We start from the raw sequence: 22896 nt of genomic DNA on the forward strand, positions 1-22896 counted from the left end.
CGGCGTCCGTGAAACGCTCCGGTTTGGGCTAAATCATCCGCTTTGGGACTTCGCTGCCGCCGCGGATCGGAGCGAATTGCACAAACCGGAGCGTGGCCGCGGCTCAGCCTATTGTGCTGGCGGCAGGTTCGGTCCAGGATGGTTCGCATGCGAAATATTGACGCAGTCCCAGCGGTCGTCCCAGCAGATGTCCCAGCGGTTCGGTCGGAGCGGGTGCGCATTGGGGTGCGGGCGGGGACCATCAGCGGGACACTGCGCACGCCCGGCCCGGACAACTCCGGCCCAGACAACTCCGGCCCAGACAACTCCGGCCCAGACGACTCCGGCCCAACACAGCCTGGCCGAGCCCAGCCCGGCCCGGACAACTCCGGCCCAGGCAAGCCCGGCCCGCGGCTGCCCCGCGCGGCAGTCACCATCCACCCGGCCACGGCTGTTCCGGAGCGGCTGTACAGCGGTTTTGCCAAGTATCTGGCGGCAGCCGGGTTCGCTGTCCTGTCCTACGATTACCGGGGCACCGGAGCCTCCGGCACCGCCAGGGATAACCGCAGGCTCCGCATGCGCGACTGGATGGACGACGACGTCCCGGCCGCTGCGGCGTGGATGCGGGAACGTTTCACGGACGTGCCGCACGTCGCCGTCGGGCACAGCTTGGGCGGGCATGCCCTGGCCTTGAACAACGGGACCGAGGGGCTCCGCGGCTTTATGACCGTCGCATCCCATGCCGGGGTGACGGCGATGATCCCGAACCGGGCAGAACGCGCCCGGGTGGAACTCATCCTGCGGGTCCTGGGCCCGGGCGCGGCCCGCATGCTGGGGTATGTGCCCGGCCGGAAGCTAGGGCTGGGGGAGGACATGCCGGCCGCCGCCATGCTCGAATGGAGCAAATGGTCCCGGACTCCGGGTTACTTCTTTGATGATCCGACCATGCATGCCAGGGAGCGGACGGCGCGCGTGCGGACCAATGTCCTGTGCGTCGGTTTGGACGGCGATCCGTGGGCGACCCCGGAGCAAATCGGAGTGATTGCCCGCCAGCTGGTGAACGCCCGGGTGCAGACCCGGACCTACGCCCCGGCAGATGCCGGCGTCACTGCAATCGGGCACATGGGATATTTCCGGCGGGGGCCCGGTGCGTCGCTCTGGCCGGATGCCGCCGCGTGGCTCGCGGCCACGGCAGGGGTTGCCGGAAAGTGAGACCGGACCAGGAAAAACCTCCCCGTTTGGTGTTCCTCCTCCTTGAAGCAGAGCGCCGCCTGGGCCGCTGGATCAGCCGACGGGGGAGCACCCGGGGGATCAGCGCCGCAGCAGCCGGAGTCCTTTTCCATGTGGCAGCCCATCCGGCCGCGGCCACCGGGGAGGTGGCTGAAGCCCTGCACGGCTCGGCTGCCGGGACCAGCGGACTTTTGGCCCGGATGGAGAAGGCCGGACTCATCACCCGCGTCTCCGATCAGGAGGACCGGCGTACTATCCGGATTTCTCTTGCACCTGGGGGTGCGGCGGCGATGGAGGACGTCCGGACAGCCGTCACCGACCTCAATACCCTGGTGACGGACGGGTTCAGCGCCCAGGAACTGGAGACAGTGGCCCGCTGGCTGGCGCACGTCTCCAAGTCGGTGGGCTGATTAGATGCTGCAGGTGCCGGTGAACGGATCGCAGAGCGACTGGCCGCCGTTCGGAACAGCGTAGACACCGTCCCCGCCTTCGATCAGCCGGAGCACCCCCATCTCCTCCAAATCGGTGAGCACCCTCAGGGTCTGCACACCGCCGAGATCGAACTCCTCCGCAATTTCCTGCGGCTGGACGCGCCCGTGGCGCCGGACGAAGTCGATCACGTTCTGGTTGAGCGTCAGCATGTGCACCTTCCTGTCCTGTCCTGCGGCCGGGATCGCCGGCCGCGGCCTACATGTATTCAACGGCAGGGTGCCCGCCAGCATTCCCGCCTGGCAGGCGCGGCAACCGGTGCCAGGAAGCCCTGCCGAGTCCCCGGACAGCACGGGTTTAGACTGTCCAGATGCAGACCCTGTCCACGGAACGTCTCCGTCTGCGTCCCTGGGCTTCCGGGGATGCGGACTTCGTGTATGACATGTATTCCCGCTGGGAGGTGCAGCGTTATCTCGGGAAGGTGCCGCGGGTTCTGCCGGACCTGGCCGAGGCCCTGGCCATGGTGGAACGGTGGAAAAACCTCGACGATCCCGTGCATGGCATCTGGGCGGTTGAGCGGACGGCCGGTGAGCATCAGACAGGCAGCCAGCTGGTCGGCACCCTTCTGCTCAAATCCATCCCTGCCTCCGGCGAGCTGCCGCTGCTGCCCTCCGGCGTCACCGAGATTGGCTGGCACCTCCATCCGGATTTCTGGGGCCACGGCTATGCCACGGAGGCCGCGGCCGCTGTCCTGAAGATGGCACTGGCTTCCGGGATGGAGCGGGTTGTGGCCGTGACGAATCCGGAAAACACCGCTTCCCAGCAGGTCTGCCGGCGGATCGGTTTGGACCACGCCGGACAGACCGACCGGTACTACAACACCATCTGCGAACTATTCGTCAGCCCGGCCGGTTAGGCCACGGCGGCAGGCAGCGTCAGTTTCCCATCCCGCATCCGGGCCACCGAATCCATCAGCGGCAGGAACTCGACGTCGTGGGTCACCAGCACGGTGGCCAGGTTGAACTCCAGCGTGACCTGCCGCAGCAGTTTCATGATCGAGGCGGAGCGCTCATGATCCAGAGCTGCGGTGGGCTCATCCACCAGCAGCAGGGACGGGTGCCCCATCAGGGCCCTGGCAATGTTCACGCGCTGCCGCTGGCCGCCGGAAAGCTGGTGCGGACGCTTTCCCAGCTGACCGGACAGCCCGACGACGTCGAGCAGTTCCGCGGCCCGTTCCTCTGCCGGCCGGGTGTGTTCCCCACGGAGGTGCGCCACTGCCACCAGCTGTTCCTGCGCGGTCAGCGCCGGAAGGAGGTTCGGCTGCTGGAAGACGATGCCAATCTCTTCCCGACGCAGCCTGGACCGCTCGGCGTCCGCCAGGCCGGCGACGTCGGACCCGTTGACCAGCACCGTTCCTGAGGTGGCTTCGATCAGCGTTGCGGCCACGGCCAGCAGACTGGACTTGCCGGAGCCGGAGGGACCGGCCAGGCCGGTGACCGTGCCGCGCTCCGCTGTCAGGCTGACGTGGTCCAGGGCCTTAATCGTGTTGTCCTGGCCGTCGGGGTATTCCAGGGTGACGTTCTTGAGGAGCAGGGGAGTGGTTTGGGTGTTCATGGTGATCCTGTCAGTCGCTTGAATCGTGTGGGGTGTGGCCTGGGACTGCCGGGCTAGTTCCCGCCCAGGGCGAGCAGCGGGTCCACCCGGGTTACACGGCGCACGGCAATGGCCGCACCCGCAAGCCCGAGGAGGAAGACACCGGCCACCGGCAGTACCGTCGTAGCGGCAGTCGCGGCGAAGGGCGCCACCTGGGCGGCCAGTGCGCCGGCTCCGGCACCCAGCAGCCCGCCGGCTACGGTCCCGCCGGCCAGAATGACGGCGGCCTGCACCAGTGCGTCGCGCAGGACGTAGGACTTGGTCCCGCCCAGGGCACGCAGCACGGCAATGTCACGGGTCCGCTGCAGCGTCCAGACAGTCAGGAACGCCACGATCACCAGCGCAGAGATGCCGTACAGGAAGGCCTGCATCATCAGCAGGGATCCGTTCTCCGAGGAGTAGGCCGGCAGTGCCGACAGGCTCGAGGAGCGGGTCAGGCTGGTGGTTCCTGCGGCCGCGTTAGCAGCGTCAAGCGCGTCGCTGTCCCGGCTTCCGCCGTCGTAGTTCACGGTCAGGACAGTGCCGGCAACATCGGGCTCGACGTGGGCGAAGTCCTTCCAATCCTCAATCGCGGTCCAGGCCACCGGAGTGTGGCTGTACCACTGGTCTTCGATAACCCCCGCGACGGTCAGGGACTGACCGTTGACGGTGGCCGTGGTTCCGGGCTCCAGGCTGAGGTCATCGGCGAGCTGCTGGCTCACCACGATCTTTCCGGCAGCGACGCCCTCCGGCGCCAGGCCGCCGCCCGGGTTCGCACCGAACAGCGCCGCGGAAGCTGTTCCGCCGGACTGGATCCGGCCCTGGGCGATACCCAGTGCTTCAGCACCGCTCACGCCGGGAGCCTGCTGCCATTCCTGCAGCTGCTCGGGACTGACCTGGGATTCAGTGAAGGACGCCTTGGGCTCGGTGCCGGCGGGGGCGCCGAACACCACCTCATCGGCGTGCAGCTCCTTGATGCTGGACGTGGACTGGTCGGCCAGGCCGGCGGTGAGGCCGGACAGCATAACCAGCAGGAAGCTGATGAGGGCGACGACCGTGCCCATCAGGGCGAAGCGGCCTTTCGCAAAGCGGATCTCTCGCAGGGCCAGATACATGGGTATTTCCTTCGTTGTTCCGTTGTTCTTCGTCGGGGGTGCAACTTGGCTATTCCCTCCTTATCCACTCTCCTGTCCGCCGGGCGCTCCGGCATCGGCTGGGCGGGCGGTTCCACGGAACCGTTTGGTTGAAGCACCGGTCAACCAAACGGTTGATGCGGCGCCTGTGGAGGATGGCTAGGCTGGCGGATATGTCCGCCGAGTCCGGCCGGTCGCAGGCCGGCGAACGCATCCTGCAGGTCCTGCGCCTTGCCCTCCATGTGGGATTCGCGCTGCTGCTCGGCGTTGCGGTGGTGCGGCTGCTGCTGATGGCGCCCGTGTCCTGGACCACCTACGCGGCGCTGTTCCTGTCAGCGGTCCTCGCCGCCGTCTACATCACCGGCACCGTCGCGGAGAAACGGGCCTCCGAAGGCACCCGGAGATCAGGCAGGTTCGATCCCGAACGGCACGGTCTGGCCTGGCTGGCCGTAGTCACCGGGTTGTGGGGCGTGCTGATGGTGCTGAGCCCGGACTTCTCCTGGCTGGCCTTCCCCCTGTTCTTCCTGGAGCTGCGGCTATTGTCCGTCCGGTCCGCCGTCCTCGCCGTGAGTGCAACGACGGCGGCGGTGGTCGCCGCCCAGTGGGCGCACGCCGGCACTTTCCATGCGGCCATGCTGCTGGGGCCGGCGATCGGCGCCGGATTCGCCGTCATCATGGGTATGGCCTATCAGGCCCTCTATACCGAAGTGACCAACCAGCGGCGGGCACTGGACGAACTGCACCGCACGCGGACGGAACTGGCGCGCAGCCAGCGGGAGCAGGGCGTCCTGGCCGAACGGGAACGGCTGGCGCGGGAAATCCACGACACCCTGGCCCAGGGGCTGGCCAGCATTGTGCTGGTCAGCCGGTCCGCGCAGGATTCACTGGGCGCCGGGGAACTGGACTCCGTGCGGGAGCGGCTGCGGACGGTTGAATCCACTGCCGCGGAAAACCTTGCGGAAGCCCGGCGTTTTGTCCGGGACCTGCGGACTCCGCAGAACGACGCCGGGTCACTTCCGGACCGTCTGCTGCGGGCCTGCGCGGCGGTACAGGACCAGGCTGCCGCGCAGGGACAGGCGTTGGAATGCCGGTTCAGGCTGGAGGGAAGCCCGGTGCAGCTGCCCGCCCCTTACGAGGTGGCGATCCTCCGGGCGGTGCAGTCAGCGCTGGCGAATGTCCTGCGGCATGCGGGGGCCTCCGCCGCGGTGGTTACCCTGGCCTTCGTGGGGCAGCATGTGACACTGGATATTTTCGATAACGGCCGCGGTTTTGACCCCGAGGGTGTTCCGGCCCGGGACCAGCCCCGGCCGGACGGCACCGGCTACGGGCTGATCTCCATCCGGGACCGGGTCACTGCGCTCGGCGGGAGCATGGACCTGGAATCGGCTCCCGGCGAAGGAACGGTCCTGGGCATCCGGCTCCCGCTGCACACCGGCACCGGGACCGGCAACGAAGCGGCCGGCGGCACCGGCACTGAATCGCCCGGCGGGGGCAACGAACCGGTGCGCACCGCGTTGCCGGACACAGGATCCACGGCAGGGGGACGGAACCATGAGTGAACTGCGGGTGCTGCTGGTCGATGACCATCCGGTGGTGCGGTCCGGGCTCCGGGCGATGCTCTCGGGTTTCGAGGGTGTGTCCGTTGCGGCGGAGGCTGGCGACGGAGATGAAGCTCTCCGGATGCTGGAGAAGGAGAAGGCCCTTGGCCAGCCCGTGGACCTGGTGCTGATGGACCTGCAGATGGGGCCGGGCATGGACGGGGTCACTGCGACCCGGCGGATCAAGGAAACGGATCCGGAGCTTCCCGTGCTGGTGCTGACCACCTATGACACCGACGCAGACATCCTCGCCGCGGTGGAAGCCGGGGCCAGCGGTTACATGCTCAAGGACGCGCCGCCGGAGCAGATCCGGAACGCCGTCCGATCGGCTGCCGCCGGACAGACCGCACTGGCCCCGGAGGTCGCCGCCCGCCTGATGGGCAGGCTGCGCAACCCCGAACCTTCACTCAGCAGCCGCGAAATTGAGCTGCTGGAACTGCTGGCCACCGGGATGTCCAACCGGTCCATCTCCCGGACGATGTTCATCAGCGAAGCCACGGTCAAGACCCACCTGGTGCACATCTACGAAAAGCTGGGCGTGGATAACCGCACCGCGGCTATTTCGGTCGCCCGCGAACGGCGGATCATCCGCGGTTAGCCTGCCGGCCGGATTCCGCGGCCAGACTTTTTTCGCCTCATAGTCCTTGATTAGCAGCTCCGCTCTGGCGGGCCTCTTTCGTGGTGCATACCGTTCCTACTCATCCGGGGGTCACTGCCGGAAAGCTTTGGACCGCACCTACTGTTTGAGGGATTCCCTATGAGCTTCCACGTGTCTCATGCTGTACCCGTATGTTCGCCCCAGCACAGGAAGGGGCTGCGGGCAGCAACCCTGCTGGGAATCCTGGTTGCTCTGCTGCTGCTGGGACTCCCGCTGGCCGGCCCCGCCCACGCCGAGCTCGGGAGCGAGGCCCCGGTTGATGACCCGCAGTACTCCGCAAACACGGACATCGTGATCACGTCCACGGGTGAAGGGCAGGCAGTGCAGGGAGCTTTGCCTCCAGCCGGCCAGACCTGGCCGATCGACAGTTATCCCACCACCATTCCGCCGGGTTATGTGACTGACAACGTGTCCTTCGCGGGGATCATCAACACCACGGACATCCTCGGAACCAATACGGCGCAGATGTACTGCATAGACCTGCGGACAGAGACCCGGGTCGGCCTGGGATATGTGAACGGCACGTGGGATGAGGGCAACGTACCCAATATCGGCTACGTGAACCGTCTCCTGAACACGTACTACCCGCAGACCGACCTTCCCACGGGGCTGACGGATGACCAAAAGGCAGCAGCGGTCCAGACCGCCATCTGGTTCTTCACGGACGGCTATGTCATCAACCCGGCCGACCCGTTGGCCGCTGCCGTGACGGCGATCGTCAATGACACGATCGCGGCAGGGGCCCTGACCGAACCCGATGCGCCGGATATCTCCATTACACCGGCACTCGCTGAAGCGCCGATCGGCGGGGCGGCCGGTCCCTTTACAGCGACTGCCGAGGATGCCGCGGAGATCACTCTCACCGCGGATGCCGGGTACACGGTGTACTCGGACGCGGCGGGAACCGTACCCGTGGTCAATCCGGTTGCCAGCGGCAGCCAGTTCTGGGTGCGCAGTGATTCGGGCGGAACCGGTCCGGGAGGTGTTTCCGCACGCGCAGTGGTCACCGTGCAGACCGGCAACGTGTACCTGTACGACGGCGCCACCCCCGAAACGACCGCCGCCCAGAAACTCATCCTGGCGGCCACCCGGGAGCTGACCGCCAACGCGGACGCCACGGTGTCCTTCTACGCAGTGGGGGCATTGGCCGTCACGAAGTCGATCGGTGGACCGGCTGCCGGGAGCCAAGGCGACGTGCTGATCAATATCGACTGCGGCCCCGGGGTCCAGTTCGACTTCACTGTCCCCGCCGGGACCACCGGCAGTGTCACTGAGACATTTACCGGTATCCGCGCAGGGTCCACGTGCACCATCACCGAACCCGTGAACGGCGCCACGCAGAGCGTTCTGGTGACGACCGGGCTGCCTGAGCCCGTGGCCATTACAGCAGACGCCACCGCGGCAGCCGCGGTCACGGACAGCTATGACTTCGCACCGGGGACGCTGCTGGTCAGCAAATCCATTACCGGGACAGCAGCCGGTGCGCAGGGGGAGATCCGGATCGCCGTCGTCTGCACCTCCGACGGCAACACCGTTCTGGACGAAACCATTCTGATTCCTGCCGGTGCGGCCGGTTCTCTGGTCACCGAATTCCCTGATCTTCCGGCCGGTTCAAACTGCAGCATCACCGAAACAGCCGACGGTTCCACCGCCAGCATCCTGGCCAGGGTCACCGGAGGTGGAAGCGTGACCATCCCGGCGGGCGCGGCAGTGGAGACGGCCCTGACCAATACGTATGAGTTCACCAAGGTCAAGCGGACGCATTTCGACTACGGGGAACGGCAGCTGCCAAACACCGGAGTAGAAGGCGCCGGCGGTTTACTCCTCCTCGGCACCGGGCTGCTGCTTTCCGGCGGCCTCGGCGTAACCGCTGCCAACCTGCGTAAGGGAGCCAGAAAATGAGTGGAATTCAGAAGACTCCGCAGCATCGTGCCCGGCTGGGGCTGGTAAGAAGCCTGATTGCGCTCGCGCTGTCCTTGCTCCTCCTGCTGCCTCACCGAAACTGCCAACGGTGCCAGCACAGCCGTCGGCGTCGTCACCGTTTCAGTTCCAGCCACCGGCACGGTCACGATCCCGGCCGGTGACGGGGCGGAAGTGACGTTCACTGACACCTACACCCTGAACCCGGGATCCCTGGCGGTGAGCAAGGAAATCGCGGGGGCGGCGGCAGGTCAGCAGGGGGAAGTTGAAGTGGACATTCTCTGCCGGCTCGACGACGAGACTACGTTCAGCCAGGCCGTCACCATTCCTGCCGGGACCACGGAAACAACCACGCAGACGTTCTCCGGGATTCCGGCGGGAAGTGCCTGCGCCGTCACCGAATCCGCAACCGGCGAGACCAGCCAGGTCGCGGTGAGCGTCGATCTTCCTGACACAGTGACCATCCCGGCGGGTGGGAGCAGTACTGCCACCGTGACTGATACTTACACGGAGAAACCCGGAATAATCACGGTGACGAAGTCCTTCGCCGGACCGGCCGCAGGCAGCCAGGACGCGGTGGAAGTTGAAGTCACCTGCACGCTCGGCGGCGCCCCCGTGTTCCAGGAGACCTTCCAGGCTCCCGCGCAGGTCACCTCGGATGTGTTTGGCAGATACCTGAACGTTCCGGCAGGAGCAACCTGCTCGGTATCGGAGCTTGTGGACGGCAGCATCCCAGGCATTGTGGTCAGCACTGACCTTCCCGCACCCTTCACCGTACCGGCCGGCGGCGAGGCGGGGGCCACCGTAACCAACACCTACTCCTTCGACCGGGGAGCACTGGTGGTCACCAAGGAGATCGCCGGCGCCGCCGCGGGAGAGCAGGGTGAGGTAACCCTTGAGGTCCGTTGCACGCTGGAGGGGGAGGCGGTCCTGGAGAACTCCTTCACAGTCAGCGCGGGGACCACAGGTGAGGTCTCGGAAACGTACGGGGACCTGCCGCCGGGGACGGAATGCGCTGTCACGGAGACGGACTCCGGCGCCGTCACCGGTCTGGACGTGAGCACCAGCATTCCCGATCCGGCGGTCATTGCCGCCGCGCAAACGTCCGAACTGCGGGTGGTGAATACCTACACCTCGTCCGTGGGCCCCGGCCCCGGCCCCACTCCGAACCCTTACCATCCGGGTAAAAAGAGGTTGCCGTCCACGGGCCTTGAGGGCGCGGGGGAGTTCCTGGCGCTCGGTGCGGTCCTGCTTGCGGCCGGCGGGATAAGCGTGGCCGCAGCAAACCGGCGCAGGGGCAGCCGGAACTAGGCAGCAGACAGGAACCGGGAACCGGCGGTGCCGGTTCCCGGTTTTGCCTGGTGTGAGGGGCTGGCGGCGCTGCGGCCCTGCCCGGTCCGGGCTGCCGGCTAGCGCGGAGCGTTTCCGCCCGGACCTTCCGGATCCTTGTCCTCGGCCCCGGGAACCGCTCCGAACCTGCGGTTCACCCCGGAACCCCGTCCCAGGGATTCCGGGTTGGGCTTGGCGGCGATGATCATGAGCAGGAACGTCAGCAGGCAGACAATGAAGGCGATGCAGCCGGCAGCCAAACCCAGCTCCCAGCGGAACTCGTTCGTGGCACCGCCCGTGGAGACCACCGCCGTCGTCACCGCCACAAAACCGGCGATGATGCCGGAGGCGATGACGGGGACATTGCCGTAGTTTGGCCCGGCTCCAGGGGTCCGCTGGGTTGCAGCCATGTTCGTCAGCTCCTGCACATCGTGCCGTGTCCGCCGTCTTGCCCTGATTCTTCCACCGCCGCCGGGCAGCAAGAAGGGCCGCAGGCTAAATTGCCTGCAGCCCTGTGGCGGGTCAGCGGGAAGTCCCCGAACCGGAAGCGGACTAGAAACGGAAGAGCGAGGCGATTTCCCGCAGCTCACCGTCCACGTACACCTCGGTGCGCTCGTCGTAGAAGGACACATGGTCTTTCAGCTGCGCCGAGTCCGGCAGCACGGTTTCGTAGGACCAGGCGAGATTCCTGCCCTCCGGCCGCCCGGTCACCGACCAGTAGGCCGCGGAGCCCTTATACGGGCAGACACTCTGGTGGGCAGAGGATTCCAGGAGGGACCAGTCCACGTCTTCGCGCGGATAATAGGTGCGCACCGGCACCATGGTCTCGTAAACGAACAGGGGATGCGTGGTTTCTGCCAGCACCAGTCCGTCCAGCTGCACACGGGAACTCCGGGAGGACTCACGGGCATCTACCCGGTGGAACGGATCCCGGGGATGCCCCTTGATCTCCTGGTCCTCTTCCAGCCAGCGGTCAAAAGCAGCGAAATCCAGCAGGACACGCCCGCCGAGGTCCGGATCCTCCGGCCGGAAGGCAGCCCCCGGCAGAGACCTGCGGGAAGCCACTACGTCAAAGGCGCTGCCGTCCGCAGTGTGCACAGAGAAGGGAAAGTGCGGGTCCATAACGGGCGCGGGTGCCGGTCCATCGGCAGGGGCCGCTGGAACCAGTTCAGCGGCCAGGTCCTCTGCGGGGACCGCGAAGACCGGGGTGATCCGCCGCGGTTCATAGACCAGCATGGCGTCCATGGTGTCGAGCACCGTATCGGTGCCCAGCTGTGCGCGGACCCGCCGGGGGGTGGGTTCAAATCTCATCTGTGGCATCAGCTGCCACCATGCCGGGCTTAACTGCAGTGCCATAACTCGATGGTCTACCTGCCCGCCGCCGCCGGCAAGGTCCCCCGGAAACCTTGCCGAACCGGCTGCGGCTGGTGTGGGTCCGGCCCTAGGCCGTGGCGGCCGATTCGGCCGCGGCGACGGTCGGAGCGGATTCGAAGTTCATCTCAACAGCGGTGACACCGCCTGCCACGAGGGCTGAAGCGACGGCGATTCCGGTGAGGAGGGCGGTCGTCCGGTTGGTGGTTCCGTGAGTGGACCGTGACTGGAACATGGTCCTCCTTTCTATGGCCGTGGGTTTTGGGGGTCTTGGCAGCCGGCCCAGGTGGCCTGCCGCTATCCCTCCTTAAAAATGCTACGGACCGCAGGAGGGCCCTTGCATAACCCGGATCACAAACACGGGATTGTTCGCGGTGGTGTTGCACACGTGCCCGTGTGGCGTTCGCCAAATCGCTGCTCAGCATGCATGCTGTTACCAGCCCTTCTGCTTGGTGCTCGGCCATTGCGGCCGTGGAAGGGGCGCACCCGCGCTGCCGGTGGATTAGAGCCCTAAACCACACCATCAAGAGCAGCCGAGAGACCTGCCTCCGTGACGCTGCAGCTTCCCCCGGACATTTCCTGTCCGGAAAGGTGCTAATGGCAGGAACGATGGAAAGGAAAGAGCCAATGACGCTCAAGCACAACCATGACCAGATCCAGGCCACGCAGGCGGGGTCCCTGCCGCGCACACCGGAGCTTATCGCGGCCAACGCGGCCCGCCGGTTCAGTGGGGACGGTTTCACCCTGGAACGCACACCGGAGTTCGAAGGCTTGCTTACCGACGCCGTCGTTAACCTGGTCCAGCGCCAGACCGACGCCGGAATCACGATTCCCGGCGACGGGGAATACGGCAAGGCCATGTCCTACGACGTCGACTACGGTGCCTGGTGGACCTACAGTTTCCAGCGCACAGCCGGCTTGGAGCTGACCGAATTCAACCCCATCCTGGCCGAGCCGGTCCGCAGCGAACCGGGGAACGTCCGGCTGACGTCCTTCGCGGACCGGAGGGACTGGACGGAGTTCGCGCAGGCGTACCAGGACCCGTCCAGCGGAATCCAGATCGGTAAGAACGCGACGGCGTTCCCGTCGGCGACCGGACCGCTCAGCTACACGGGGCAGGAGGCGATTGCCTCCGATATCGCGAACCTCAAGGCCGGCCTGGAGGCTGCCGGAGCCTCCACCGGTTTCCTGACCGCGCTTTCCCCTGGATCAGCCAGCCGGATCGGCAACGAGTACTACGCCACGGAGGAAGAGTTCATCTACGCGTGGGCGGACGTGCTGCGGGAGGAATACCAGGCGATTGTCGGCGCTGGCCTGGTGGTGCAGATTGACGACCCGTCCATCGCGGAGAACTGGGACCAGATCAACCCGGAACCCAGCGTGGAGGACTACCGGAGATTCACGCAGATCCGCGTCGAGGCGCTGAACTATGCGCTGCGCGGGCTGCCGGAGGAGCAGGTGCGGTTCCACGTCTGTTGGGGTTCCTGGCACGGTCCGCACACCACGGACATCGAATTCCGCCACATCGTGGACCTGGTGCTGTCCATCAATGCCGGTGCGTACTCCTTCGAAGCCGGCAACGTCCGGCATGAGCATGAGTGGACGGTCTGGCAGGACACCGCACTTCCGGAGGGCAAGCTGCTGATTCCCGGGGTTGTGTCCCATGCCACGAACGTGGTGGAGCATCCGGAACTGGTGGCGCAGCGCATCGAACGGTTCGCGTCCCTGGTGGGCCCGGAGAACGTGATCGCCGGGACCGACTGCGGGCTTGGCGGGCGCCTGCATCCGCAGATCGCCGCCGCCAAGCTCGAGTCCCTGGGCCAGGGTGCACGGCTGGCGTCCGAGCGGCTGTTCTCGCGGGTGTAGGTCCGCTAACGACGGCGGTGCCGGACCTTCCATGTGGAGGTGCCGGCACCGCCGTCGTCAGTTACCGGGTGGTGCTCCGCGCGCGGAACGCAGCCCGCAGCGCCCGCCACGCGCCGGTGGACCAGAGTGCCCAAATCACCAGCAGTGGTTGAAAGAACAGCCGGATCAGCCGTGCCTGGTCCGAGTCCAGTCCAAAAGCATCTGTGCCGGTGACGTACTGCGAAATGTTGCCCGGGAAAATGGCGATGAAAAACGCGGCGGCAGCCAGACCTGTCGGAACCCTCCGGCTGGGCAGCGCGGCCAGCGCAGCGCCCAGCCCGATTTCGGCAATACCCGAAAGCAGCACCACGGTGTCCTCATCCAGCGGGACCCAGCCCGGCACCTGCGCCCGGAACTCGCCGCGGGCGAAGCTGAGATGGCTGGTCCCGGCAAAGACCAGGAACAGGCCCAGGGCGACGGCGGCAGCCCGCCGCCGGCGGGAGGATTTGGGGGCGGGTTCGGTGAGGGCACTTCGCACAGGGCTCGGAGACATTTCCCGACGCTAACAGGGACGATCCGGCAGGGAAACCCCGCCGCAGATGTTTCCGGCCAAGATCTAGTGCCCGAAGGAGTCCGAATCCAGGATGCCGGCGTCCCCGGTATCCAGGGCGGTAAGGCCCGCGAGCTCACTGGCTTCCAGGGAGAAGTCGAAGACGGCCAGGTTTTCCTCCAGATGCGCCCGGGAGGAGGCCTTGGGGATCGGCACCAGGCCCTGCTGCACGTGCCAGCGCAGCACGATCTGGCCCGGGGTCCGCCCATACTTTTCCGCCAAAGCGGTGACCACTGGGTCCTGCAGCAGGCCGCCGTCCCGGCCGAGCGGGCTCCAGGACTCGGTGATGATCCCCAGCCGGGTGTTGGCCTGGCGCGAGGCTTCGCGGATGTGCCGGGGGTCCACCTGGATCTGGTTCAGGTCCGGAATAAGTCCGGCCTCGGCGAGGCGTTCCAGATGGGCAGGCTTGAAGTTGGAAACCCCGATGCCGCGCACCAGGCCTTCGGCCAGCAGATCGGCGATGCCCTGCACCGCCTCAACGAACCGGTCCTGGTCCGGATTGGGCCAGTGCACCAGCAGCAGGTCGATGTACTCGGTGCCGAGCTTCGCCGCAGAGGCAGAGAACGCCTGGCGGACACCTTCGCGGCTGTGCCAGCGCTTGTTGAACTTGGTGGTGATGACCACTTCGGAGCGGGCAATGCCGCTGCGCCGCAGCCCTTCGCCGACCCCCGCTTCGTTGCCGTAATTCTCCGCGGTATCAAAGAGCCGGTAACCTGCGTCGACGGCGGCTGCGACGGCCCCGGCCGTTTGGGCATCATCCATGGGCCACGTGCCCATCCCGATGGCCGGCAGCTCAAGTCCGTTGCGGAGCGTGATCGTGGGAGCGGTGGAGTTGGGCATGGTCCGTCCTTTCACTGCAGGATTCCTGGCAATGCTGCAACCCTAGCCAACCCGGCCGCCGACTACAGAAACATCCAGGACCCTGGCTTCCCAGGGCCGGAGGACATTGGCTTCGCCCGGGCCTGCGTAGTTGCCCAGAACCAGTTCCCCGGCGACCGAAAGATCCGGGGGCAGCTCCAGGTCGCCGTGGGAGACATTGGCCAGCACCAGCCACTCGGTGTCTCCCAGCATGCGGCGGAAAGCAAACAGGTGCGGATGATCGGCGTCCTCCAGCTGGAAGCCGCCCAGCACCACCACGTCCTGGGTATGCCGCAGCCGGATCAGGTCCTGGTAGTACCGGAAGACCGATTTCTCCGCGGCCCGGTCTGCCTCCGAATTGATCTGCCGATAATTCGGGTTGACCTGCAGCCAGGGCTCGCCCGCCGTGAACCCGGCATTCGGGCCGGCGGTCCACTGCATGGGTGTGCGCGCGTTGTCCCGGCTCATCGCCCGCAGGGCCTCCAGCGCTTCTTCCGGCTGGATGCCCTGGGCAGTGGCCTCGGCGTAGAAGTTCAGCGATTCCACATCCTGGTACTGGCTGATCGAGGTGTAGCCGGCGTTGGTCATGCCGATTTCTTCGCCCTGGTACACGTAGGGTGTGCCCCGCTGCAGGTGCAGCAGCGTTGCCCACAGGGTAGCGGATTCGTAGCGGTACGCGCCGTCGTCGCCGAACCGGGAGAGATGCCGTGGCTGGTCATGGTTGCTCAGATACAGGCTGTTCCAGCCGCGGTCGGCCAGGCCGCGCTGCCAGCGGTTCCAGGACGTCTTCAGGTCCGGCAGGCTGAGCGGGCGGTAGTTCCATTTCCGGCCGCCGATCTGGTCTATGTTCACGTGTTCGAACTGGAAGACCATGTCCAGCTCGGCCCGGTAGGGGTCGGTGTACAGCAGGGCCTGGTCCACGGTGGCTCCGGGGGTTTCGCCGACGGTGAGGAAATCGCCGTCGCGCCCGCTGAAGACCTCCCGCCGCATTTCCTGCAGGAACTCGTGGATCCGCGGGCCGTTGGTGAAGTACGGTGCCCCGTCGCCCCAGATGCTGCCCGGTTCCACCAGGCCGTCCGGCAGGGCGAGGTCTTTGGAAATGAAGTTGATGACATCCATCCGGAATCCGTCGACTCCGCGGTCCAGCCACCAGCGCATGGTTTCATAAACCTCGTTCCGGACGTGCGGGTTCTCCCAGTTCAGGTCCGGCTGGTGCGGGGTGAACAGGTGCAGGTAGTACTGCCCGGTTTCCGGTTCGAAGGTCCAGGCCGGGCCGCCGAAATGTGATCCCCAGTTGTTCGGTTCGGCGCCGGGCTCACCCGGCTCGAAGCCGGGCCGCGCGTCCCGCCACCAGAAGTAGTCCCGGTACGGGTTGTCTCGGGACTGCCGCGCCTGCGCGAAAACCGGGTGCTCGCTGGAGGTGTGGTTCACCACCAGGTCCATCACCAGCTTCAGGCCCCGGACGTGCATCTGGCCCAGCAGCTCGTCGAAGTCCGCTTCGGTGCCAAACAGCCTGTCGATCCGCCGGTAGTTGGAAATGTCGTAGCCGTTGTCCCGCTGTGGTGACTCATGGACCGGGGAGAGCCAGATGACGTCCACGCCCAGCTCCTGCAGATAGTCCAGGTGCGCGAGGATGCCTTTGAGGTCGCCAACGCCGTCGCCGGATCCATCCGCGAAACTGCGCGGATAGATCTGATAGACGACGGCGCTGGTCCACCACGCGGGCTCGTGCGGTTCGCTCATGGCTGGCTCCTCTCACAGGCAGTGCGTGGGAGTCTACGCCGGGAACCCCGGGCGGCGGCAGGTGAGGGCTAGTCCTCCACAGCGTCACCGCGCACCAGCCGGCGGGTGACCTCGGTGAGGAGCTCGACGCCGCGCACGGCGTCCTCGTCCCGGGTGAACTCCGCTTCATTGTGCGAGATGCCGTCCACGCTGGGAACAAAGAGCATCACCGTGGGCACGTGGTCCTTGAGGTTGGTGGAGTCGTGCCCGGCCACGGTCATGATGTCCATGTGGCTGAAGCCCAGGGCTTCGGCCGCGGCGCGGCCCAGCCGTACGCCGGCCGGTGAGTAGGGGTTCAGCCCCCACTGGTGGGTCAGGGCCAGGGACACCTCGGTCCGCGAGCGGGCCTCCGCCTCGGCAATGCGCTTGCCCAACAGGTCCATGGCGCGTGCCAGCACGGATTCGTCGGGGGAGCGCAGGTCCAGGTTCATGACCGTCTGGCGCGCGATGGTCACCGGCGAGTTCGGCAGGACCTGCAGCTGCGAAACGGAGCTGTGCAGCTGGCCGGGCTCAAACTCCTCAGTCAGTTCCCGCGCGGCCGCGATCACCAGCGCCGCACCGTACAGTGCGTCGCGGCGGTCCGGCATCCGGGTGGAGCCGGTGTGCGACTGGTCCCCGTCCACGGTCACCAGGTACTTGGCCGCGGCCCAGGTGCGGTCCACGAGTCCGACCTGGATGTTCTGCTCCTCCAGGATTTTCCCCTGCTCAATGTGGATCTCCGCGTAGCGGGCAATGCTGCCAAGCCAGGGTGCGGAGTCCGACGCCGGAGAGCCGGCGGCCAGGGCTTCAGCCACCGTGGCTCCGGCCAGGTCCTGTGTAGCCAGCGCAGTTTCCAGCGGGAGCTTGCCGGTGAAGACACCGCTGCCCATCATGCTGGGCGTGAACCGGCTGCCTTCCTCATTGAACCAGTTCACGACGGCAAGGTTGAACACCGGCGTGAACTCGCCGGCCTCCGCGGCGGCCGCGGCCCGCACGACGGCGTGGGCGGCAGCCAGCACCCCGTACGCGCCGTCGTACCGGCCGGCCAGCGGCTGGGAGTCCAGGTGGGATCCGAGCAGCACCCACGGTGCGCCGGGCACCAGTTCAGCCAGGCCAAACTGGTTGCCGGCCGCGTCCACGGCTTCGCGCAGTCCGTGCCCGGCGAGCCAGGTGCTGAACCAGGAGCGGGTGGCGTGGTCCTCCGGGGTGCCGGCCTGCCGGTCCACTCCGCCGCCCGGTGTGGCTCCAAAGCTGGACATCACGGTGAAATCGGCGAGGAAGCCGGTGTTCGAGGTGCTCATGGGGTTTCCTTCGCGCTGTGGGTGGGGTGGAAATCTGGATGCCGGTAGCGTAGCTCTCCGCCCACCATGGTGCCCAGCACCACGGTTGCGCTGATGCGGCCGGGTTCGACGGCGGTGGGATCCTGGTCCAGGAAGACCAGGTCCGCGAGCAGCCCGGGGGAGAGCTGTCCCTTTTCCATGTCCGTTCCGGTGGCTGCGGCGGATCCGGTGGTGTACGCGGCGAGCGCCTGGCCGGCGGTCAGCCGCTCGCCCGGGCCGTAGACAGTTCCCGAGGGCGTGAGCCGTTCGACGAAGGACTGCATCACGTCCAGCGGGCGGCCGTTGGAAACCGGCCGGTCCGAGCTGCCGGGGAGCACGGCTCCGCGGTTGAGGACGCTGGCGGCCGGATAGGACCACGCGGTGCGCTCCGGTCCGAGCAGCTCCGCCATACCGTCGCCGAACTCGGTGATGAAGTGCGGCTGCGGGACCAGCACGATTCCGGCGTCGGCAATGCGGTCCAGCTGCTCAGGCCGGACCACACCGCCGTGTTCAATCCGGTTGGGGAAACAGTTGGCGCCGTAGGTCTCCTGCGCCTCGGTGATGATTGAAATCGCGTGGTCCACTGCGGCGTCCCCAATCGCATGCATGGCGATCGGCCAGCCGGCCCGGTAGGCGGCCAGCGCCGAACTCCGCAGCTGCGCCGCGTCCATCTGCAGGTAGCCGTGATTGTGCGTGCAGCCGACGTAGTCCTCGGACATGTAGGCGGTGCTGCCCAGCAGGGATCCGTCGCTGAAAATCTTGACCGGTCCAAGGCGCAGCCATTCGTCGCCGAGTCCGGAGCGGATCCCGGTGTCCAGGCCCAGGCCGTCGGGATCGTCGGCGTGGCCGGGAAGCTGGCGCAGGGCGTCCAGGACCAGCATGGGCTGCATCCGGACCTTGAGCAGGCCCTTGTCCCGGGCCGACTGGTAAGCGGCGAATTCGCGGGGTGAATGGCCGATCCAGCCGCCGGCGATTCCGGCGTCGGTCACGCTGGTAATGCCCTCGGTGAGGTAGTGGCTGGTGGCCAGCTCGAGGGCACGCTCGATGGTCTCGAGCGGGTAGGGGAGCATCAGGTCCTGGACCAGGCGCATGGCGTTTTCCTCCAGCAGCCCGGTGGGCCGGCCCGCCGGGTCCCTGGCCACCACACCGCCGTCGACCGCCGCGTCCAGGTCCGCGGACCGGGAAACCAGTGCCAGGGCCGCACCGTTGAGCGTGCAGGCGTGGCCGGAGGAGTGCTTGATCCAGACCGGACGGCCGCCGGAGGCCTCGTCCAGCCGGTCCCTGTCCGGCTGGGCGCCGCCGAGCAGGAGGGGGCTGAAGCCGGAGGCGATGACCCACTGATCGGGCTCCAGGTCTGCGGCTGCCAGGCCGACGGCGGCGTACACCTCCTCGAGGGACCGGACGGCTCCCAGCGCGGTTTCCATCAGGCCCAAGCCGAACCACACGCTGTGGCTGTGCACGTCATTGAACCCGGGCACCACCGTCAGGCCGCCGGCATCCAGGACCGCCCGGGCCGGGATCTCCAGATCGGGATCGACGGCGAGGACCCGGCCGCCGTGAATCACCAGGGTGTGTGCTGTGGGCCGGTGCGGATCCTGCGTCAGGACGCGGGCATTGGTGATCATCAGGTCGGCGAGCATGAATTCCTAGCAGTTGATGCCGCCCCCGGAGAGGAAGCGGGTAAAGAGGCAGTGCAGTTCGAGCCAAAACCATTCAACTATGGCTAAATGTCTCACTCAATGGACATTAGCCGCCAAAATTAGGGATTGGATTATGCATTTTCATAAAGTGACCGCATGACTGAAACTCCCGGAACGGCCTTCGTTCCGTCCACCCGCAGCCTCCCGCGTGAGCCTTCCGGCGGCCAGCAGTGGGAGGACCTCATCCAGCGGCTCTGGGTCCAGCGGGATACCCTGGTGAGCGATTTCCTCAGCCGGTTCGAAGCAGTCTCCTACGACGACGCCCGGGTTCCGCCGGAAGATGTCTACCAAACCGCCGTGGACACCATGGACATGTTCCTGTACCAGATGGCGGGCTTTGAACTCCCCCCGGATCTGCGGAACCTGCCGCGTGAGGTTGCTGCCCGGCGGGCGGCCCAGGGAGTGCCCCTGCACTCCTTCCTCGAGGCGGTCCGCAACGATTTCCGGGTGCTGTGGAAAGGCCTGGAACGCGTGGCAGACGGGGACGGTGTGACGGTGCTGGTCTCCAACATGGACCGGGTGATGGATGTGGTGGAAGGTTATGTCTCCAGCATTCAGCAGTCCTTTGTTGAGGCTGAGGCCCTCCTGGCACGGGACAAACAGCTTTACCGCCAGCGGCTGATCTCCCGCCTGTTTACCGGGGAACCGAAATCCGGCAAGGATATCGAGGACATCTGCGCCGGCGTAGGGGTCAAACCCCTCGACGTCTTTGAAGTGATAGCCGTCATTGGGGACGCCGTTCCGGCGGCCCAGCGGGCCTTCCTGAATGACCGCCGGTGCCACTCCTATGACCGTGCGGGCGTCCTCTATGTGTTCAGGGTCCAGCGCCGGGGCCATGCCTGGCTTGACGAACCGCCGCCGTTCCCTGCCGGGTACGTGCAGGACGTCGCCGGGCTGGCGGCGGTTCCCGGAGCCGCGGCCTCGGCCCTCGTGCTGGCGCGGAGCGGTGCATCCGGCCTGCAGACCATGGATGAGGCCTGGATGCGCATCGCCGCTGACCTCCTGGAACAAACCCTTCCCGGGTTCTGTGCCGCGGTGCATGAGGCGATGGCCCGCTGCACCGAACATGAACGCCAGCGCCTGCTGCAGGTGGCGGAAAGCTATGCCCGGACCGGTTCCATCAAGGAGACCGCCGAGGAACTGTACTGCCACCGCAATACCGTGGTGAACCGGCTGCATTCACTTCAGCAGGTCATTGGCCTGGACCTGGCGGTCCCGGGTCAGGCGGCGAAGGCCCTGATAGCGCTCAGCTCGCTCCCGGAATTTCCCCGCACTGTTTAAATGCCCAAACTTTGGGTGAAAGGTGGGTGAAATTTGTCATTGTTTGTGGAAATGCCGCCTGACTACGCTCAGGAAGAGACCTCCCACAGCCGGCCCAGCAGCCATTTCCATTCCTTGACTGCGGCAGCGGCCACCTTGAAAGGCACCACTCGTGACTGAAACCAACACTAAACCGGGGGAACGCGGCGCGCCCGTGACCATCTCCGGAAAGGACGCGGGCACCATTGCCCGGGCGTCCTTCGTCGGCACCGCCCTGGAATGGTACGACTACTACCTCTTTGGCACTGCCGCGGCGCTGGTCTTCAACCGGCTCTTCTTCACCACCATGGACCCCACGGCTGCGCTGCTGGCCTCCTTCGCCACCTTCGGTGTTGGCTTCGCTGCCCGGCCCATCGGCGCGGTCCTCTTCGGCTACATCGGTGACCGCTATGGCCGCCGGCCCGCCCTGCTGGCAACCATCGTGATGATCGGCATCGCCACCGGCCTCATCGGCTTCCTGCCGGACTTCGGCACCATCGGTCTTGCCGCTCCGATTCTCCTGGCCGTCCTGCGCCTGGTGCAGGGCCTCGCCGTCGGCGGCGAATGGGGCGGCGCCGTGACCATGGCGATCGAGCACGCGCCGGTGGAGAAGCGCGGGCGCTTCGCTGCACTGGTCCAGGTTGGTTCCCCCGTTGGCACCCTGCTTTCAGCCGGAGCGTTCTCGCTGGTGCTCCTGTTCCCCTCCGAGACCTTTGATGCCTGGGGCTGGCGCATTCCCTTCCTGATGGCCTTCCCGCTGCTGCTGGTTGCCCTTTGGATCCGCGTGAGGGTTGAGGAATCCCCGATCTTCAAGGACCTGCTGGCGCAGGAAGAAACGGCCAAGGTTCCGGCCCTGGATGTGTTCCGCAACGCCGGCGGCCGCCTGGTCGTCGCTGTGATGGCTGCACTGCTCGGTGTGGGCGGCTTCTACATGATCACCACCTTCATCGTCAGCTACGGCTCCAACACCCTGGGCGTTGACCGCCAGGTGATGGTCAATGCCACGCTGATTGCTGCCGTTGCCCAGATCTTCGTAACCGTTGCAATGGGCCGGCTGGCCGAGAAGATCGGTCCGGGCAAGGTCACCATGTGGGGCGGCATCCTCACCGCCGCGGCCTCGTTCCCGATCTTCGCGATGGTGGACACCAAGTCCCCCCTGATGATCACGCTGGCAATCACGCTGGGCATTGTCCTGATCGCAGTGGCGTACGCGGTCAACGGAGCGCTGCTGACTGAACTGTTCCCGCCGAAACTGCGGTACTCCGGTGTGGCCCTTGGCTACAACATCGCCGGCGCCACCAGCGGGTTTATGCCGCTGCTGGCAACCGCCATGCTTGGCTTCTCCGGCAACCAGTCCTGGGGCGCGGCGCTGATCCTCGTGCTTATTGCACTGATCACCGCGGTGGGCGGTTTCCTGGGCGAACGCCTCCGGGTGCAGGACAAGCGGATCGTTGCCGCTGACTAAAACCAGCTGAACCGGCGCCGGGAAGCGCTCAAAATCCGGCCGGCAGGAACTGTCCCCCCATGCAGTTCCTGCCGGCCTTTCCCATGCCCGGCCGGTGGCTGGCGGTCCGGTTAGCATGTTCCATAAACGTCCATGCTGGGAGGTATCCGGATGTCTGGAGCTGGGACCGCCCCGGGCGCGCCCGCGGGAGCCGGGGCGGATGACCGGAAGCGTGCCGACGCGCGCCGGAACATCGAGGCCATTGTTGAGGCGGCAACCCGCCTGCTGGCCGTCGATCCGGATGCCAGCGTGAGTGAGATCGCGAAGGCGGCCGGGGTTGGCCGGGTGACGCTCTACGGCCATTTCGCCACCCGGTCGGAGCTGGTCCGTGAGGTGGTTGACCGCGCTATCGCGCAGACCGATACCTCGCTCGCCGGAGCTGATTTCGACGGCGATCCCCGCGGGGCGCTTGGGCGGCTGCTGGAAATGAGCTGGCAGCTGACCCACCGCTTCGGTGCCCTGGTGGTGGCGGCTTCCGGCACGCTACCGCCGGAAGAGATCAGGCGGGCCCATGACCAGCCGGCCGAGCGGGTCCGGCTGCTGCTTGAACGCGGACGCATCGACGGAAGTTTCCGGGCTGACATGCCCATCGAATGGCAGATCAGTGTGATTCAGGCCGTCCTGCACGGCGCTTCCGCTGCCGTGCACCGCGCTGAGATCACGGCGGATGAGGCGCCGGAGCTGGTGCGCAGCACGGTCCTCGCTGCGCTTGCCGGTTAGC

At 66.6% G+C, this 22896-nt stretch carries 22 protein-coding genes; 11 read left to right on the plus strand and 11 right to left on the minus strand.

Going from position 1 to position 22896, the window contains the following annotated elements; translation table 11 throughout:
- Positions 1 to 147 precede the first annotated feature (147 nt).
- Positions 148 to 1191, plus strand: coding sequence for an alpha/beta hydrolase family protein (locus tag AL3_RS15465; RefSeq protein WP_151723869.1), 1044 nt, complete (start codon positions 148 to 150; stop codon positions 1189 to 1191).
- Positions 1192 to 1220: 29 nt separating this feature from the next.
- Positions 1221 to 1619: a MarR family winged helix-turn-helix transcriptional regulator gene (locus AL3_RS18685; protein ID WP_169795758.1), complete on the plus strand. Its 399-nt coding sequence runs from the start codon at positions 1221 to 1223 to the stop codon at positions 1617 to 1619.
- On the opposite strand, the gene AL3_RS15475 is transcribed toward AL3_RS18685, so the two are convergent.
- On the minus strand, positions 1620 to 1850 hold the full coding sequence (locus tag AL3_RS15475; protein ID WP_066302714.1) for a hypothetical protein: 231 nt from the start codon (positions 1848 to 1850) through the stop codon (positions 1620 to 1622).
- 158 nt (positions 1851 to 2008) lie between these two features.
- Here AL3_RS15475 and AL3_RS15480 point away from each other — a divergent pair, with 158 nt between their 5' ends.
- On the plus strand, positions 2009 to 2554 hold the full coding sequence (locus tag AL3_RS15480; RefSeq protein ID WP_066302715.1) for a GNAT family N-acetyltransferase: 546 nt from the start codon (positions 2009 to 2011) through the stop codon (positions 2552 to 2554).
- Here the strand turns inward: AL3_RS15480 and AL3_RS15485 are convergent.
- Positions 2551 to 3252: an ABC transporter ATP-binding protein gene (locus AL3_RS15485; RefSeq protein ID WP_066302717.1), complete on the minus strand. Its 702-nt coding sequence runs from the start codon at positions 3250 to 3252 to the stop codon at positions 2551 to 2553. The genes AL3_RS15480 and AL3_RS15485 overlap by 4 nt on opposite strands.
- Before the next feature lie 53 nt (positions 3253 to 3305).
- On the minus strand, positions 3306 to 4385 hold the full coding sequence (locus tag AL3_RS15490) for an ABC transporter permease (RefSeq protein ID WP_066302719.1): 1080 nt from the start codon (positions 4383 to 4385) through the stop codon (positions 3306 to 3308).
- Positions 4386 to 4576: 191 nt separating this feature from the next.
- On the opposite strand from AL3_RS15490, the gene AL3_RS15495 reads away from it, so the two are divergent.
- From AL3_RS15495 to AL3_RS15510, 4 genes are all read left to right on the plus strand, one after another.
- Positions 4577 to 5962, plus strand: coding sequence for a sensor histidine kinase (locus AL3_RS15495; protein WP_083521813.1), 1386 nt, complete (start codon positions 4577 to 4579; stop codon positions 5960 to 5962).
- The gene (locus AL3_RS15500; protein ID WP_066302725.1) at positions 5955 to 6599 is read left to right on the plus strand and encodes a response regulator; all 645 of its coding nucleotides are present in this window, start codon (positions 5955 to 5957) and stop codon (positions 6597 to 6599) included. Before AL3_RS15495 ends, AL3_RS15500 begins: the two co-directional genes overlap by 8 nt.
- A gap of 159 nt (positions 6600 to 6758) precedes the next feature.
- Positions 6759 to 8561 carry a thioester domain-containing protein gene (locus AL3_RS15505; RefSeq protein WP_066302728.1) on the plus strand — a complete coding sequence of 601 codons (1803 nt, stop codon included), beginning with the start codon at positions 6759 to 6761 and terminating at the stop codon, positions 8559 to 8561.
- Between the two features lie 57 nt (positions 8562 to 8618).
- A complete protein-coding gene (locus AL3_RS15510; protein WP_066302730.1) occupies positions 8619 to 9890 on the plus strand; it encodes a DUF5979 domain-containing protein in 1272 nt (423 codons plus the stop codon).
- A 98-nt stretch (positions 9891 to 9988) separates the two neighbouring features.
- On the opposite strand, the gene AL3_RS15515 is transcribed toward AL3_RS15510, so the two are convergent.
- From AL3_RS15515 to AL3_RS18530, 3 genes are all read right to left on the minus strand, one after another.
- Positions 9989 to 10318 carry a hypothetical protein gene (locus AL3_RS15515; RefSeq protein WP_151723871.1) on the minus strand — a complete coding sequence of 110 codons (330 nt, stop codon included), beginning with the start codon at positions 10316 to 10318 and terminating at the stop codon, positions 9989 to 9991.
- A 142-nt stretch (positions 10319 to 10460) separates the two neighbouring features.
- On the minus strand, positions 10461 to 11228 hold the full coding sequence (locus tag AL3_RS15520) for a DUF427 domain-containing protein (protein WP_246168391.1): 768 nt from the start codon (positions 11226 to 11228) through the stop codon (positions 10461 to 10463).
- A gap of 121 nt (positions 11229 to 11349) precedes the next feature.
- Entirely contained in the window at positions 11350 to 11514 is a 165-nt protein-coding gene (locus AL3_RS18530) for a hypothetical protein (protein WP_157075272.1), read from the minus strand.
- A 392-nt stretch (positions 11515 to 11906) separates the two neighbouring features.
- On the opposite strand from AL3_RS18530, the gene AL3_RS15525 reads away from it, so the two are divergent.
- Positions 11907 to 13145, plus strand: coding sequence for a cobalamin-independent methionine synthase II family protein (locus AL3_RS15525; protein ID WP_066302737.1), 1239 nt, complete (start codon positions 11907 to 11909; stop codon positions 13143 to 13145).
- Between the two features lie 61 nt (positions 13146 to 13206).
- On the opposite strand, the gene AL3_RS15530 is transcribed toward AL3_RS15525, so the two are convergent.
- The 5 genes from AL3_RS15530 to AL3_RS15550 all read right to left on the minus strand — a co-directional run bounded on the left by AL3_RS15530 (position 13207) and on the right by AL3_RS15550 (position 19312).
- Entirely contained in the window at positions 13207 to 13677 is a 471-nt protein-coding gene (locus tag AL3_RS15530) for a DoxX family protein (RefSeq protein WP_066302739.1), read from the minus strand.
- A gap of 63 nt (positions 13678 to 13740) precedes the next feature.
- Complete coding sequence (locus tag AL3_RS15535) at positions 13741 to 14574, minus strand: aldo/keto reductase (RefSeq protein ID WP_066302806.1); 834 nt, start codon at positions 14572 to 14574, stop codon at positions 13741 to 13743.
- Between the two features lie 42 nt (positions 14575 to 14616).
- Positions 14617 to 16335, minus strand: a complete 1719-nt coding sequence (locus AL3_RS15540) for an alpha-glucosidase (RefSeq protein WP_066302741.1) — start codon at positions 16333 to 16335, stop codon at positions 14617 to 14619.
- Positions 16336 to 16403: 68 nt separating this feature from the next.
- Positions 16404 to 17654, minus strand: coding sequence for a M20 family metallo-hydrolase (locus AL3_RS15545; protein ID WP_066302742.1), 1251 nt, complete (start codon positions 17652 to 17654; stop codon positions 16404 to 16406).
- Positions 17651 to 19312, minus strand: a complete 1662-nt coding sequence (locus AL3_RS15550) for an amidohydrolase (protein WP_174522152.1) — start codon at positions 19310 to 19312, stop codon at positions 17651 to 17653. The genes AL3_RS15545 and AL3_RS15550 overlap by 4 nt, the downstream gene beginning before the upstream one ends.
- 156 nt (positions 19313 to 19468) lie before the next feature.
- On the opposite strand from AL3_RS15550, the gene AL3_RS15555 reads away from it, so the two are divergent.
- The 3 genes from AL3_RS15555 to AL3_RS15565 all read left to right on the plus strand — a co-directional run bounded on the left by AL3_RS15555 (position 19469) and on the right by AL3_RS15565 (position 22895).
- Complete coding sequence (locus AL3_RS15555) at positions 19469 to 20653, plus strand: helix-turn-helix domain-containing protein (RefSeq protein WP_083521814.1); 1185 nt, start codon at positions 19469 to 19471, stop codon at positions 20651 to 20653.
- A gap of 151 nt (positions 20654 to 20804) precedes the next feature.
- A complete protein-coding gene (locus AL3_RS15560; protein WP_066302743.1) occupies positions 20805 to 22136 on the plus strand; it encodes an MFS transporter in 1332 nt (443 codons plus the stop codon).
- A gap of 150 nt (positions 22137 to 22286) precedes the next feature.
- Entirely contained in the window at positions 22287 to 22895 is a 609-nt protein-coding gene (locus AL3_RS15565) for a TetR/AcrR family transcriptional regulator (RefSeq protein WP_066302812.1), read from the plus strand.
- Position 22896: the final 1 nt, after the last annotated feature.

Origin of the sequence: Arthrobacter luteolus NBRC 107841 (genome assembly GCF_001552075.1) — a bacterium.
Classification (GTDB): Bacteria; Actinomycetota; Actinomycetes; order Actinomycetales; family Micrococcaceae; genus Arthrobacter_B; species Arthrobacter_B luteolus.